This is a genomic window from Streptomyces sp. NPDC017529 (genome assembly GCF_044329785.1).
GTDB lineage: Bacteria > Actinomycetota > Actinomycetes > Streptomycetales > Streptomycetaceae > Streptomyces.
Genome location: NZ_JBIRJY010000027.1, coordinates 18,827 through 32,803, shown reverse-complemented (window position 1 = coordinate 32,803; position 13,977 = coordinate 18,827). Strand labels below are relative to the sequence as shown.

General features: G+C 69.7%; 11 protein-coding genes. All 11 read right to left on the bottom strand.

Going from position 1 to position 13,977, the window contains the following annotated elements; genetic code table 11:
• Positions 1-444 precede the first annotated feature (444 nt).
• Positions 445-759 carry a hypothetical protein gene (locus tag ACH4K4_RS35245; RefSeq protein ID WP_398173343.1) on the bottom strand — a complete coding sequence of 105 codons (315 nt, stop codon included), beginning with the start codon at positions 757-759 and terminating at the stop codon, positions 445-447.
• A 32-nt stretch (positions 760-791) separates the two neighbouring features.
• Positions 792-1,154 carry a hypothetical protein gene (locus tag ACH4K4_RS35240; protein WP_398173341.1) on the bottom strand — a complete coding sequence of 121 codons (363 nt, stop codon included), beginning with the start codon at positions 1,152-1,154 and terminating at the stop codon, positions 792-794.
• 30 nt (positions 1,155-1,184) lie between these two features.
• Complete coding sequence (locus ACH4K4_RS35235) at positions 1,185-2,132, bottom strand: peptidoglycan-binding protein (RefSeq protein ID WP_398173461.1); 948 nt, start codon at positions 2,130-2,132, stop codon at positions 1,185-1,187.
• Positions 2,133-2,503: 371 nt separating this feature from the next.
• The gene (locus tag ACH4K4_RS35230) at positions 2,504-3,331 is read right to left on the bottom strand and encodes a hypothetical protein (RefSeq protein WP_398173339.1); all 828 of its coding nucleotides are present in this window, start codon (positions 3,329-3,331) and stop codon (positions 2,504-2,506) included.
• Positions 3,332-3,453: 122 nt separating this feature from the next.
• The gene (locus ACH4K4_RS35225; protein WP_398173337.1) at positions 3,454-5,340 is read right to left on the bottom strand and encodes a hypothetical protein; all 1,887 of its coding nucleotides are present in this window, start codon (positions 5,338-5,340) and stop codon (positions 3,454-3,456) included.
• Position 5,341: 1 nt separating this feature from the next.
• Entirely contained in the window at positions 5,342-6,445 is a 1,104-nt protein-coding gene (locus ACH4K4_RS35220) for a hypothetical protein (RefSeq protein WP_398173335.1), read from the bottom strand.
• Entirely contained in the window at positions 6,445-7,413 is a 969-nt protein-coding gene (locus ACH4K4_RS35215; RefSeq protein ID WP_398173333.1) for a hypothetical protein, read from the bottom strand. The genes ACH4K4_RS35220 and ACH4K4_RS35215 overlap by 1 nt, the downstream gene beginning before the upstream one ends.
• Before the next feature lies 1 nt (position 7,414).
• On the bottom strand, positions 7,415-8,314 hold the full coding sequence (locus ACH4K4_RS35210) for a hypothetical protein (RefSeq protein WP_398173331.1): 900 nt from the start codon (positions 8,312-8,314) through the stop codon (positions 7,415-7,417).
• Entirely contained in the window at positions 8,311-12,996 is a 4,686-nt protein-coding gene (locus tag ACH4K4_RS35205; RefSeq protein ID WP_398173329.1) for a hypothetical protein, read from the bottom strand. Before ACH4K4_RS35205 ends, ACH4K4_RS35210 begins: the two co-directional genes overlap by 4 nt.
• Before the next feature lie 14 nt (positions 12,997-13,010).
• Positions 13,011-13,355: a hypothetical protein gene (locus tag ACH4K4_RS35200; RefSeq protein WP_398173327.1), complete on the bottom strand. Its 345-nt coding sequence runs from the start codon at positions 13,353-13,355 to the stop codon at positions 13,011-13,013.
• A gap of 26 nt (positions 13,356-13,381) precedes the next feature.
• The gene (locus ACH4K4_RS35195; protein ID WP_398173325.1) at positions 13,382-13,921 is read right to left on the bottom strand and encodes a hypothetical protein; all 540 of its coding nucleotides are present in this window, start codon (positions 13,919-13,921) and stop codon (positions 13,382-13,384) included.
• Positions 13,922-13,977 lie beyond the last annotated feature (56 nt).

Below are 13,977 nucleotides of genomic sequence, written 5' to 3'. Positions count from 1 at the left end.
CGGGCTGGCCGTCGGCACCGCTACTGCCGTCGGCCCCATCCCCTCCCGCCGGGCCCGGTGATCCCGCAGGACCTGGAGCCCCGTCCTTCCCGTCCTTCCCGCGCGACCCGTCCGCGCCGTCGTCCCCAGGCCGACCCGCACCACCGTCAACCCCATCGGATCCGTTCTTGCCCGGCCGCCCCGGCTGTCCCGGCTGTCCCGGCCGTCCTGACGGACCTACGTCCCCCGGCCCGCCCCTGGACCCCGGCGGACCCGCCACCGGCGTAGCACCCAACGCCTGTACCTGCGCCGCCAACTGATCCCGGGCTTCGTTCGCCGCCGTCAGCTGACGGGACATAACGAGGAATCCCGTCACGATGGCGGCCAGCGCCACCGCGGCGACGATCGCCCCGGCCGCCGCCAGGTAGTCACCGCGCCGGCGTTGCTTCCCTGCCTGTGCCCTACTCACGCTCCAGCTCCTCGCAGCATCACCATCAGAGGCAGCACTATGCCGATCAGCGGGACGATGACCGACGCAATCATCCAGCGGCGGGTTTGCGTGACACGCTCCGCGTCTTTCTCCCGCTGCGCGGCCAGGCCCTCCACTGCCTTGGTCAGATCAGCGATGTCCTTCTTCACGCTGGCCTGCTCGGGGTCGTACCGCTCAACGGAAACGACCTTGTCAAGGCGCATGCTGAGCTGCGCCATGTCGTCGCGGAAATCACCGCGCATGAGCTGGATGAGCCGTCCCAGCTCTCCCAGAGACGGCTCATCAGGCATGAGGTGCTCCGTAGGGGGCTAACAAATGGCGGTCAGGAGACCGGGCGTATGGGTGTCTTCACCGCCGAAGCCGCGACGGGCGCGGTGACCTGCGTACGGTCGAACATGGCGACCACGACCGCGGCGAGAGACATGACGACGGCTTGCTGGTCCGCGGACCAGTCGAGCCCGAAGCCGACGGCGAGTGCGACGACGGCCTGGACGAAACCCAGGACTGCGGCGCCGATCGCGTCGTGCGTCATGACGGCGAGCGCCAGGCCGACGGCGGCCGCGGCGACGGCGTTGATCCACGCCTGCTGGTCCGCGGTGACCTCGATGAGGAACGCCGAGACCACCTTCACGATGATGGCGACGAGCCCGAGGATGAGGGCGGGCTCCCGCCCGAGGATCTTCACGATGATTCTCCGATGAGTAGTTAGTGAGAGTCAGACGTTGGGGACGCGGAGCTTTTCCCAGCTGCTCTTACCGGGGATGCCATCCGCGTCGGAGCCGGAGTAGCCGAGTTTCCTTTGAAAGGCGGCGTAGCTGGCCTTGTCTGCGTTGGTCCAGTTAGGCCCGGGTCCCTGGGAGTAGCGGCCGCACCCTTCGGCGACCAGGCGACGCCCCATTGCGGTGATGACCGGGCTGTTGCGGCCGGCGTGGAAGAACGCTGCGCCGGGGAACGGCTCGTACGACGGAGCCGGGGTGGAGCCGGGCACCTTCAGCTTCTGCCCGACGGACAGCTTGTTCGGGTCCTTGATCCCGTTGAGGGACACCAGCGTGGCAACGGTGGTCTTGAACTTGGTGGCGATGCTGGAGAGCGTGTCGCCCTTCTGCACCGTGTACGTACCGGTGCTGGACCCGCTGTCGGAGTCGCCGCCGCTGGACGCGCCGCCGGGCACCTTCGCCGTGTCGATGTTGCCCGGATCCCAATGATCATTGCCAGGTACATGTGAATGCCCGTAGTGACCACCCTTCGACTGCCACGTCGCGCGGTCCCGCCTGGCCGTCGAAGCGGTCGCCGCTGGCTTCCCCGCAGGCCAGACGTCGGGGATGCCGTGCGCCCTCATTGCCGCGATGAGCTTCCGGAAGTTCGGCTTCTTCGCCGGGTCGAACCCGGCGGTCCACGGGGACGCGGCGCGGCCGAGGACCTCGACCTGGATGTTCACCTTGCCCTCGCGGTTCGTACGGCGGGAGCCGTCGTTGCGCAGGGCGCGGCCGGACTGGGTGAGCGGCCCGAGCTGGCCGAGCTGGTCGGTGACCGGGTCGTAAATGACCTGCGGCTCTGCACCAACCCGGATCAGGTAGGCAGCGATGCTGGAGAAGTACCCGCCGCCGGCTGGGGACTCGGTGGTGTGCCACACGGCGCGCGGCGGGTTGCCGGGGGTGTCCATGGCGCCGCCGATGGACTGGTCACCGAAGCGGACGACGCCGGAGATGTACGCCGGGCCCGCGGCGCCGCGCGGCAGCGGAACGTACTGCTCGCCCTCTGCGAGCTGGACTTCGGACAGCGGTGCCGCGTCCGGCTCCCGGACCTCGAACGCCGGCGCGTCGGTCGGTACGTACACGTCCAGGTCGCCGTCGTCGCGCAGCACCATGAACGCCCCGGCCTGCCGGGGGTGTTCCCGTACGAAGCGCGGGGTGTCCTCGAGGTCGGCGATGGCGCGGACTTCGTCGGCATGCTCTTGGTCGACGGTGCCCAGGTAGGTGGTGGTGAGTTCGCTGGTCTCGGGGTCGAGGTGGTCGACCGCGACGTGGTAGGTCGTCATGCGCGGGATCCGTCCAAGCGGGGCTGGATGAGGTCGATGTCGGCGCGGAGGCGCTCGTAGAGGTCCAGGGACAGGCGAAAGCTGCCGTGATCGCCCCAGGAGGCGGACCAGGAGTTCTGGGCCCGGAGCACGGTGTGGTCGTAGGAGAGGTCACCGTCGATGCGGGCCACGGCTTCGAGGGCGGTGATGACGACCTCGTGGCCGCCGGCGACCGGCGAGCGGTCCCAGTCGGGGATGTCGTCCAGAAGGCCGGTGGCGGGCGGGGTGTCCCAGGCGGCGTACCAGGGCAGGCCCATCAGGACCGGCCCGGTCTGGAGGAGGGTGCAGAGTTCTTCGGCGGTGGTGGCGTGCCCGTACTGGTCGATGAGGCCGCGGCCGCGGAGGGCCTTGGCGACGCCGAGGCCGGAGGAGCCGCAGTCCTGTGTCGGCCAGGTGTACTGGTGCCACTGGTCGTAGGTGGTGGCGTCGGCGTACAGGCCGATGGCCCAGGTCTCGGCGGCGGCAGCGTTGTCGGTGTCGAGGCCCGCGGCCGCGCACGCGTCCTTGGTCAGAATGGTGGACAGGAGCGTGGTGGCGGCGTTGCCTGTGCACGACGCGAGCGCGTCCAGGTAATCGACATCCGACTCGCTGAACAGGGCTTTTGTGTGGATGCCCTGAGTCAGCAGATTGGACTGGTCGAGGACGGGGAGGCGGGGCTCCCACGCGGTGGGCCGGATCGGCTGTCCGTCGTAGCGTCGGCGGTAGGCGAGGCTACGCGGGTCGAGTACCTGGTGCCGTCCGAGCCCGGGGACTGGGGTGTACTCGTGCACGCTGAGGTCGGGCACCGACCTTGCTCCTGCACTCCCCGCGCCTGAGCTGATGTGGCTGTGTACGTCCCTTCGTGGTGGCGGAAGGGGCGTCTGTGATCAGAGTAGGGCGGGTGTGGGGCGGCATTGCCCCTGGTCGGTCAGGCGATGCGGGTGACGCGCATCCAGGAGCCGGCGCCCACGCGGTTGAAGGTCGTCGAGGAGGTGGACTGGGCCCACGCGAGGGACAAGGTGCCGGCACTAGTGGTGGTGACCGTGCCGATCTCCTGGGCGAAGACCAAGTTCGTGTTGATGTCGCGGCGGCCGTAGGTGACGGCGGTGCCGAAGCCGTGCGCGCCGCTGCGCATCAGAATTCCGTCGGCGTTGATGTTCCCCGCAGTGGTGTTGGTAGCCGACGACGCGGGTCCCATGACTCCTTTGAGGCCGGTGGCGCCGCTGGGTACCAGCCACTCCGTGACGACCAGCGCGAACTGGCTTCCGCCGAGGAGCAAGTTGAATTCGACCGTGTACGTGGCGCTCGCCGCGAGGGAGATGGTCAGGTCCGGGTCGGCGGTCCGAGTGGTGGTGCTCGTCCGGTCGGTGCTGCCGGTCTTGGTGATGATGGTGGGCGTGTTCCGGGCGGTGACCGTGCCGGGGATGGTCAAGCCGGTGTTAGTGAAGGTGGCGATGGCGCCGTTGGCGTCGACATTGATGTACGTGCCGGTCACGTAGATGGCTGACAGAGCAGGTGCGGCGCTGCCGTCCTTGGCCGACAAGGAGATGGACGAAGCTCCGGCACTGGTGGTCGCGGAGCGGGCGTCGTACAGGGTGTAGCCGAGTTCGCTGGTTGTGGGGGTGTTCGAGTAGAGATGGACGCGTCCGGGGTAGGAGCCGGCCTTGGATCCGCCCAGGAACATCACTGCCTGTGTCGGGTTACCACCGCTGTCCTGGCCGGTGACGGGGGACCCGAGCGCTGTCATGGCCTGGGTGGAGTCGGCGAAGTGTGGCCCGGAGTTGAGGATGGCAGGGATGGTTTCGCCGCTGACGCCGGAGTACAGCAGGACGGATGGACGCAGGGCGATGCCTGCCGGTGGGGTAGGGGTGACGACGACCCGGGCACCGGACGTGCTGGTCTGTAGCACGCCGCCCGTGACGGTCGCGCCGTTGATCGTGGTGCCGTTGATGGTCCCGCCCGTGATCGTCTTACCGGTGATGGCGTCAGCGGCGATGGCGGTAGCGTCCACGCTTCCCACAGCGAGCTTGCCGGCCGTCACTGCGTTGGCGTCCAGCTTGTCCGTGGTGATCGCTAGGGCCGCGATCTTGGCTGCGGTGACGGCCTCGGCGGCTAGCTTGTCGGTGAGTACGGCGCCGGCGGCTATCTGGCCCGCGAGAACGGCCCCGGCCACGATCTTCGCGGTGGTGACGGCGTCGTCGCTGATCTCGGTGGTGCCCACCGCTGCCGCTGCGATTTTCGCTGCGGTGACGGCATCGTTGGCGAGCTTCACCTCGGTGACGATGCCGTCGAGGATGTCGGTGGCGACGACGGGCGCCGGCCCGTACGGTCCGGCCTCGGCGGAGGAGGGTGAGGCGGCGCCGGACGTGTTCCGTGCGAGGAGTCGTACGTACACCGGGTCGTCCGTCACCACGACCACGGTGGCGCCCTGCGCCGTCTCGATCGTGGACTGTAGCGTTGCCGCGGTCGGCTCGAATCCGGCGCTGGTGGACGCGTGGACTTCGATGCGGGACCAGTCCAGCGGGATGACCGCCCCGTCGGCGAAACCGCCGTCCCAGGAGACGGTAACGCCTCCCAGGACGGATGCCACGACCGGTGCGGACGGTGCCGGAGGCGGGGGTCCGTTGACGACCTGGATGCCGCTGGTGCCGTCCGCCTGCTGCCCGTAGATGGCCCGCAGGCTCCCGCTGTCGTCGCGGACCACCAGGGACGCATTCTCGATGGAGGCGCCGTGGGCGACGCGCTGTCCCCTTTCGATCGCGTCGATTTGCCGGCGTAGCCGGTCGAGCTCGCGGGCGATGGACCGGTCGGTCATGTCAGGCCTCCGGGGAGCCGTAGTGGAAGGAGTCGGCGCGAGCCAGGGTGAGGGTGGCGCGGTCCTCTCCCCCCTCGTCGCCGGGCCGGTAGGTGTCGGCGGTGATGCGGGACCAGCCGCTCCAAGAGGCCCAGTCGTTGTGCACGACGACCATCACGTCGTCGCCGATCTGCCAGGAGCCGAGCGGGGCGTTGGGGTGGTCGCGGACCTCGATGGAGGTGACCTCGCCCCACAGCATCCGGCGCTTTCGCTCGGCGGCGGCACGGCGGCCCAGGACATCGGTGCCGTTCACGTCGGGCAGGGCCAGGACGGCTTCCATGCGCAGGCCGCCGTCGCGGACGGAGTCGACGGCGAAGCGGCGGGCGGTGCCCTCACCGGAGCCGGTGGCGATGACCGTGTTGGCGTAGTCGTCGCCGGCGTACTCGACCGGCGGGGCGCTGACGATGTTCACGCCGGTCCGGAAGCTGATTTCGGTGCGGCGGGCGCCGAGCCGCGGGTAGCCGAGCAGGATCCGCTTCTTCACAGTGCCGTTGGACTGGTACTCAGACGCGCAGGTGTACTGGGGGGCGCCGTCTTCCTTAACGAGGTTGTCGACGTGGTCACCGAGGTTGGGGGTCTCATACCAGTACGAGTGCCACGGCTCCGCGGTCGTGCCGGCTTTCGCCGAGCTGGTGGTCGAATCGACGACGACGCCGAGGTTGCCGTCGGGCTGCTCCTGCGCGTACGCCCACACGTCCCGGATGATTTTGCACGGGTCGGTGTTCGCGTACGGTCCGCGGCCGCGCAGCTCGCCGTGGTGGTCGTAGCGGCGGGTCAGGTAGGAGGACCAGCCGGCCGCCTCGATGCGCAGCTCCCGGTCTTCCGGCTCAACCGACCACACCAGGCCGCCCCAGCGCAGGAAGCCGTCCGCCTCGGCGTAGATCAGTGCCTTGTGCGGTTCGAGGCTCTGTCCGCTGGCCTGCAGAAACTTGGGCGACAGCGTGCCGGACAGGTGCCCGGGCCCGTTCAGTTCCCGCCCGAATTCCACGTCGGTCAGGGGCAGGGCGGGGATCAGCATCTGCCCGGTGAGGACGTGCTGTACCCAGTAGCGCCAGCGGCCGGCCACTACAGGCGGCCCTCGAGGAACTCTACGTCCAGCTTGAATGTCGTGGCACCGTCCACGCCGATCTTTCCGGCGTTGGTGGAGCGGGTCCGCATCCGTGAGTACACGGACTGGGTGGTGCCGCGCATCGCCGCCCCGGCCGTGGTGGTCAGGTCGATCGTCTCGATCATCTCAATGTACGTACGGCGCGCTCCGGCGGAGTTATCGTCGATGGACACCCACTCGGCGGCTTCGACGGTGCCGAGCATGAACCGGAAACCGCCGAACACGTATCCGTCCGCGAGGTGCAGGTTGGTGCAGCCGAATATGACCTTGGCAGTGGCCGCCCAGGACGGCACGGCCAGCTTGAACATGGCGCCGGGCGGGGATGCCGAGGCGAGGGCGGGGTGGGTCTTCCACGTCTCGCTGGTGCCCGTGATCTCGGTCAGGGCAGTGGGGTAGTAGTACGGGGTCAGGATCCGCTCGCGACGGGGGTTGGCGACCTGCCGCAGGTCCACGATGTAGGCATTAGTGATGGTCGCGGTGGACGCGGGAATGTCAATGCGGGCCAGGGGGATCGCCGAGTAGCCGGACGGCACCGTCGTGGCGGTCGAGCTGACGTTGGGGATGACCTCCCAGAACACGACCGGGTCGGTCGCCGGATCCCGCGTGCCCTCGTACTGGGGGTCCTCGACGCGCAGTACAAGCATGTCGGAGCGGGGTGAGCCGCCGGTCGCGGAGATGCTGACGGTGTCGGTGCCGATGTTGTAGGCGCTGTAGTGGCCCTGGACCGGTGACACCTTCCCGGCGATGACGGCAGACCCGTCGGAAACCTGGACCCCGGCCCCGGGCGTGGACAGCGCGGTGACTTTCAGGTCGCTACCGGTGGTGACACCCTGCTGGTCCCGCGCCAGGTCCTTGACCATCATGCGGAACTGCTGGGCAGTGTGCGTCGCGCCGGTCGTCGCGATCGGTACGGGATTGAGGGCCATCTCAGAGCGCCTTCCATGCGGGCCACCACGTGACGGCCAGGGAACTGGTGAGGGTGTTGTCGGTGGCGGTCCAGCGGATCTCGTTCATACCGGGGGTGAGCCGGAACAAGTCGATGCGGGACTGCGGTGTCAGGGGCGCGCCGCCGCCGTTCTCGCGCAGCACCGTGCGCCACCCGGGCCGAGTGTCGATCTCCACCCACTCCGAGGACGACGCCAGCGTGGTCTGCACGGTCAGCGACAGCCCGGAGCCGACGTGCGTGACGGTGGGGTTGGCGCACGGCCCGGCGATGCGCAGCACCGGCCACGTGGACGCGGTGCCGCCCACGGTCAGGAAACCGGGCCGGCCGACGGCCGCCGGGTCACCGTTGATGATGACCGGGAATTCCAGCGGAAACGTCAGGCCGCCGGTGGTGAGCAGGCCCAGCGGAATGGACGTGGTGTCGGACGTGTCCGCGTAGAAGAGGTGGTCGCTGGCCTGGAACTCGACATCGAGGGGGACCCAGCCGTGCCGGTAGGCGGTCAAGTCCGCTTCGAGCTTGCGGAGCCGGCCGCGGACGACGCGCGCTTGGCGGCCGGGCATTTTCAGGCGGAGGTCCATGGTGGAGCCGCCGAAGCCCCGTACGGCCGGGGTGTCGGCGGCATTCTGGAGCTCGGCGAGCTTGTCCAGCACGCCCTGCGGCTTGCCGGGGATCTTGATGGCGGCGTCCAGGCGCAGGGTGCGGCCGGAGTAGTAGTCGGCGCCGAGCCACAGTCCGTCCTCCCCCGCCAGCTCCACGTCGGCGGTGCGCAGCGGGGGCTGGCCCAGGCCCTCGATCGCGGCGATCGTGACCGCGGTGCCCTTGCCGATGAGGACCGGGCCGAGCTGGTGCTGGCCGTCCTCGAGTTCGATGGGGGTGGTCACCGTGCGCCTCCTCGGGCCAGGCGCCGCAGCTGGTAGGCGGTGCGGGATTCGACCTGCCGCGCGGTGTCAGTCGCGTTGCCGCCGCTGGAGATCTGGAAGTTCTGGCTGCCGACCAGCGGGCCCTGCTCGCGGATGACGACGACACGGGAGCCGGCGTCCTGCAGGCCGAGTCCGAAGCGCCCGGCGACATCCCCGAGGACCCGGGTGGCGCTGGCCCGTTTGTTGGCGCCGAGGGGGATGTACGCCTCTCCCCCGGTGGCCGGCTCGGCGAAAGTCACCGCACCGGCGCGGGTGCCGTAGATGCCGGGGCGGATGCCGCCGTTCGCGTAGGCCAGTCCCTTCTGCGCCTTGCCCAGGTCGGACAGGAAGCGCCCAGCGCGGCTGCCGAGGCTGGAGGAGATCTGTGCGCGCGCCTTGGTGGCGACGGCGACGATGTCGTCCTCCCCCAGCCCGGTGGCCGCGGCCACGTCGTGGATGCCGGTGGTGGACTTGCTGATCGCAGCGATGATCTGCACCAGCTGCGTGACCTGCTCGCTGTCCAGGGTGCTGTTGGCGCTCTTCGCGGCCTGGTTCGCGGCCGCGGCCTTGTTTCGGTCCCGCGCGGCCTGCGAGGCGAGGTCGGCGGCGGCCTGGTCGTTCTGCTTGGCGAGGCGCCCGGCGAGGTCGCCGAAGCCCATGGCCGCCAGCTTGGCCAGGTCCGCCTGGAAAGTGTTCTGGTTCTTCACGGCCTGCTTCATCTTCGATGTGTACTCGCCGAGCGACGCCTTGGCCGCGTTGGCGAGGTTGCGCAGGTCCTTCGCCATCGAGTTGATGTAGGAGGAGGAGCCGGTGGCCATCTTCTTCGTCAGCTCGATGCCGTCCTCGCCCATGTCCTCCAGGGCGTCGGCGACGTCCTGCCCGGCCCGGGAGGCGACGGCCGCAAGATTCTTGCGCCAGGTGGCCAAGGCCGCGTCGGACGCCTGGAGCTTCTTCGCGAAGGTGCTCAGGGAGAACTTTCCGTTCTTGTCCTGCGAGCCGCTGATGAGGCTGGAGAGGCTGTACGGGCCGGAGCTGGAAGCCGAGTACGAGAAGTCCATGCCGCCGCCCGCGAACCGGGTGACGCCGCCGCTGGCGTTCCACTGCACGGAGCTTGGGTCACCGCCCAGGCGCCGCACGATCTCCTCGGTGATGGCGCGGGAGCGGGGCCGGCCCGACCGCCGGAACGGCACATAACCCTCGCCCTGCGTCTCCCGTTCCCCCCACACGCGGTACGACCCAGCCGGGGCGATCTGTGCAACATGCTGGTTGGGACGGTCACCGGAAGCGAAGCCGCCCCCGGCGAACTGCTGGACGCGGCCGCGGCGGATGCCGCCGCGGGCGTAGAAGTCCATCACGCTGCCGCGGGCGTTCTTGTACAGGTCAGGGCCGCCGAACTGCGTCTGCGGGTTGCCTACCTGCACATAGTTGGTCCGGACGGTGTTGGTGACGGTCTTGCCGCGCAGGGAGTTGATGGCGGCCTGGATGGCGGCCACCTGCGACCGGGGGGTTCCGGTGGGCACGGCGACGGTGACGGTTTTGCCTTTGGTGCTCTGGATTTTGAATCCAAGCAGTTCCAGCTGACGGCGGCCCTCGGCCGTCGGCACGTTCATGGTGATGGTCTTGCCGTGCGTCCCGGCCACCTTCGCCTTCAACGCCTCCAGGTCGCGGACTGCAGCGACGACCTGAGCGTCGATGGTCACGCTCTTCCCGGCCGGTACGGACTGGACCCCCGTTATGAGGGCCGCGAGGTTGGCCTTGGCTTCGTCGGTGAGGGCGCTGACCTTGACGGTGCCGTCCGGTAGCCGCTGTACCTCGAAACCGACCGCCGTCAGCGCATCGATCGCTGACTGGCTGAGCGCCTTGACGGTGATGCTTTTGGCGTCCGGCGTCTCCTTGAGCTTCGCCGAGACTGCGTTCAGTCCGGCGAGCGCGTCCTCCTTCTTCATCTCGATCTGGGTCGATTTCTTGTCCGGGATGGTCAGGATGCTCGAAGCCAGAGCCCGGGCTTGGGCGCTGGTCAGGCCCATCTGCATGGCGCTGGCGACGAGCTGGTTGCGGCCGCGCTGGTAGATGCCGTTGACGGTCTCCCACGAGGCGCCGGACTGGCGGGCGCTGGCTGCGGCCTCGTCGGTCTTGGCTGCCAGGTCGTTCAGGGCTGTGGCGGCGGTGCGGGCTTTCTCACTGTTGAGGTTGAGCTGCCCGCCGGTCATGGTGAGCGCGCCGGCGTTCTTCTTGGCGGCCTCGGCGGCGGCGTCGATGGCAGCCTCAAAGCCGATCATGCCGCCGAGCCCGGCCCTGTTTGCGTCGTTCAGTGCCTGGATGGCTTGGCGCAGTCCGTCCGCGGACGCTTTCTGGGCATCCAGCTTGGCGCTGGTGGCCTGGGCCTGCTGCCCGAACAGGCCCATCGACTGCGCGGCGAGCTGCTGTTCGAACGCGGCGTCGGCCAGCGCGCTCTTGTAGTCGTCCAGCTGGCCTTTGAGCTCCTTGGCCGACAGGCCCTTCATCGCCTTGGCGGCGCGCTGGAAAGCGGCTTCCGCCAATTGCGGATTGCCGTTCTTGACCAGGTTGGCGAGGGCCTTGTCCAGCCCGTCGATCTTCTCCTTGGCGTCGGCGACGGGGGTGGAGTCCATACCGATCAGCTTGGTCAGCCACTGCTGGACGCCTTCGGCGTTGCTGGGGCGGGCCAGGGTACGCAGGGCGTCCGACAGGCCGGACAGGTCACTGCCGAAGACGCGCGCCGCCTCGCCCGCGACCTTGCCCGTGCGGGCGAAGTTGCCGAGGGAGGTGGTCAGCTTGTCGACGTCGGGCGGCGTGGACTTGCCGATATCGGACAGTTGCGACAGGGCCACGACGATCGCGCCGATAGCAGTGCCGATGACGGCGACCTTCGCGGCGCGGGACAGCGCCATGAACCCGGCGGCGGCCGACGCCAGTGGACCGGCCGCGCCGGCAGCCGCGGTGCGGGCAACTCCCAGCTGGGCGGCGAACGCCGCGACGAGCCCGCTGACCACCGCGAACCCGCCAGCCGCAAGCTGCACCGCCTTCAAGGCGAGGGCCAGTTGCAGGAAAACACTCAGCACACCCGGAGGTACCGCACTGACCAGCTGGGCCAGGGCGTTCACCACGGTCAGGGCCGTGACACCCATGTCCGCGGAAGCTTCCAGAACGTTCATGAACGCATCGCCCAGGCTGCGGAGCGTCTGGGCGACCTGCGGGCCGGCGCTGCGGGCGTAGTCCATGAACTCGCGCAGCGCGGAACTGCCGGGCACCGAGTCGCCGGACAGCACCCGCAGCAGGTGCACGATTCCATCGACGACCTCGTCCATGGACCCGGCGGCGAACCGGTCGAAGTCGGCGAACAGCTCGTCGAACGCGCTGCTGTTGATGCCGCCCGCCGTCAGGGTGATCAGCCGGTCGAATTCGTTGGCCGAACTTTTTACCAGAGGGGTGAGCTTGGGGATGACGGCGCTCATCGTCTGGAAGCCCTTGACCGCGACCGGCATGGTGGAGCCGGCCAGGGAGTCGGACCAGTCCTGGTACTGCGTCTTCAGCGAGGACAGGGCCGCGGACGCCTGCCGGGTGGGGGCGGGCATCGCGGCCAGCTGCGCCTGGAGCGCTTGCTGTGCCTCGGCGGCTTCCTTGGAGGTGGCGCCGTGGTCGCGTACGGCTTCGTCGTACTTGGTCTGGGCGTCGGCGGCGTCTCCTAGGGCGCCGACCTGTCCAGCCAGGGCGATGCCGAACGCCGTGGCGCTGGCGCCTGCCGCACCGAAGGTGGCGGCGATGGGCGCGGCGGCGGTGACCAGGGATGCCGCAGCGGGTATGGCGGCGGTCGCGAGCCCGGCCAGAAGCACCAGCAGCCCGCGCACGGAACGGCTGGAGCTGCTGCCGGCAGCCCCCAGGCTGCCGAGGTTTCCGCGCAGGCCGCCGAGGCTGCCCGAGGCGCGCTGGGCGGCCCCGTCCAGGCCGTCCAGGTCGGTGCTGAGCGTGCGGGAGCGTGTCGACAGGGTGCTCAGGCGGCCGTCGGCGCTGCCGGCAGCCGTGTTGACCGCACGCAGCGCAGCGGCGGCTCCCAGCGCATGGGTGCGCAGTTCCTGCAGTTCGTTGCCGGCCTCGCGGGTGTAGCGCTGCAAGCTGTTGAGGGAGTGGGAGGTGTTCTGGGCGGCTTCCTGGAGACGTCCCAGACCGGCGGATGCCTGGGCGGTGGCCCGCTGGAGGGCGGCGGCGAACCGGTCGCTGTCGACGTGCAGCGGGATGGTGATGCGGTTGCCGGCCCCGGCGGTGGTGACCGCGCGCCGTACTTCCTGCCGGATGCGGGAGGCGTCCACCGCAAGGGGGATGCGGAGCCGGTTGCCGGTGCCGGCCGAGGCGAGCGCCGTGCGGACCTGCTGGCGCAGGCCTCGGCCGTCGATGCTGAGGGGGATGGTGATGCGCTGTCCGCCGGCGCCGCGGGCGGCCTGCTGCACCTCGCGGCGCAGATTGCGGGCGTCGATGGTGACGCCGATGCGGATGGGGCTGCGGGCCGCCTGCCGCAGCTGGGTGATCTCGCGGCGGGCGGCGGCGATGTCGCGCTGGAGCTTGCGGGCTTCGGCGGAGGAGCGGCGCAGCGTGGTGACCAGGTCGGACCCTTGGCCGGACAGGCGTACCGAGAGGTTCCACTGGGACACGGCGCCTCCTTCCGTCAGTGGCGGGTGGTGTGGGTGCGTGCGACTTCGAGGGCGGCGTGGACGGCGGTGGGGATGAGCAGGACTTTCACGCCGTGCCCCTCGTCTCCCTGCGGCACCTTCTTCTGCCGGTCGGCGAGGATCTGGCAGCCGACGCACCGGTGGGTGACGGCCCGGTAGGCGTCCTCGTCGCCGCCGGATTCCTCGTCCCACTCGGCGGGGCGGGTGCCGCAGCCGGGGCACACGGCGCGGGTGTAGGCGGCGTAGGCGAGGGCCTTGCGGCGGTCCAGGTCCGTCCAGGTGCCGTCACCGTGGCCGCGGAACTTCGAGTGGGGGATGCCCCAGCGGTCGCACAGCTCCATCTCCGCCCGGAACGCTGGGTCATCGGTCAGCCTTTTCCCAGGTCAGTCCGGGACTGGTGCTGGATGCTCCAGGCGGCGTGCCACAGGGCGCGTGCGTCGGCGGCGGACCATGTGTCCAGGAGGTGCTTGGCGTACTCGACCGGCATGCCGTCTGCGGAGGCAGCGGAGATCAGGGCCGGGGCGAAGGTCTCCATCTCGTAGTCCTCGCCGGCGTCCTCCTCCTTCTCGCTGGCCGGGTGCGCGTTCTGGAGGGCTTCGAGCTCCTGGCGGGCCAGGGCCTTGAAGCGCAGGCGGATGGCCTTCTGGTCGAACTCCGCCTGCACTGCAGCCAGGGCGTCGCGAGCGTCCTCGGCTCGCTTGTGGAACATGGGCCGGTTGGGCTCGTCCGCGGTCTGGAGACTGGCAAGGGTCCCTTCGGCGTCTGCGACGGCGGCCTTGGCGTGGGCCAGGCGCTGGCGGAGGTCGGCGTCGTCGCAGATGGTGAAGGTCGTGGTGGCCGGGGTGAGGGTGTCCAGGCGCTTGGCGAGGCGGTCCCAGTTGGTGGCGGTGGTCTTGCTGGTGGTCATCGGGTCTCCGGAGGGAAGGCCCGGCCGGGCGCGCGGCGCCCTTCCCAGTACGTCGG

What these genes read in the sequence shown, in the direction of transcription:
- ACH4K4_RS35225 (WP_398173337.1), bottom strand. Translation starts at nt 5,340, where the DNA reads ATGACCGACCGGTCCATCGCCCGCGAGCTCGACCGGCTACGCCGGCAA.
- ACH4K4_RS35235 (WP_398173461.1), bottom strand. Translation starts at nt 2,132, where the DNA reads ATGGACACCCCCGGCAACCCGCCGCGCGCCGTGTGGCACACCACCGAG.
- ACH4K4_RS35215 (WP_398173333.1), bottom strand. Translation starts at nt 7,413, where the DNA reads ATGGCCCTCAATCCCGTACCGATCGCGACGACCGGCGCGACGCACACT.
- ACH4K4_RS35200 (WP_398173327.1), bottom strand. Translation starts at nt 13,355, where the DNA reads ATGGAGCTGTGCGACCGCTGGGGCATCCCCCACTCGAAGTTCCGCGGC.
- ACH4K4_RS35245 (WP_398173343.1), bottom strand. Translation starts at nt 759, where the DNA reads ATGCCTGATGAGCCGTCTCTGGGAGAGCTGGGACGGCTCATCCAGCTC.
- ACH4K4_RS35195 (WP_398173325.1), bottom strand. Translation starts at nt 13,921, where the DNA reads ATGACCACCAGCAAGACCACCGCCACCAACTGGGACCGCCTCGCCAAG.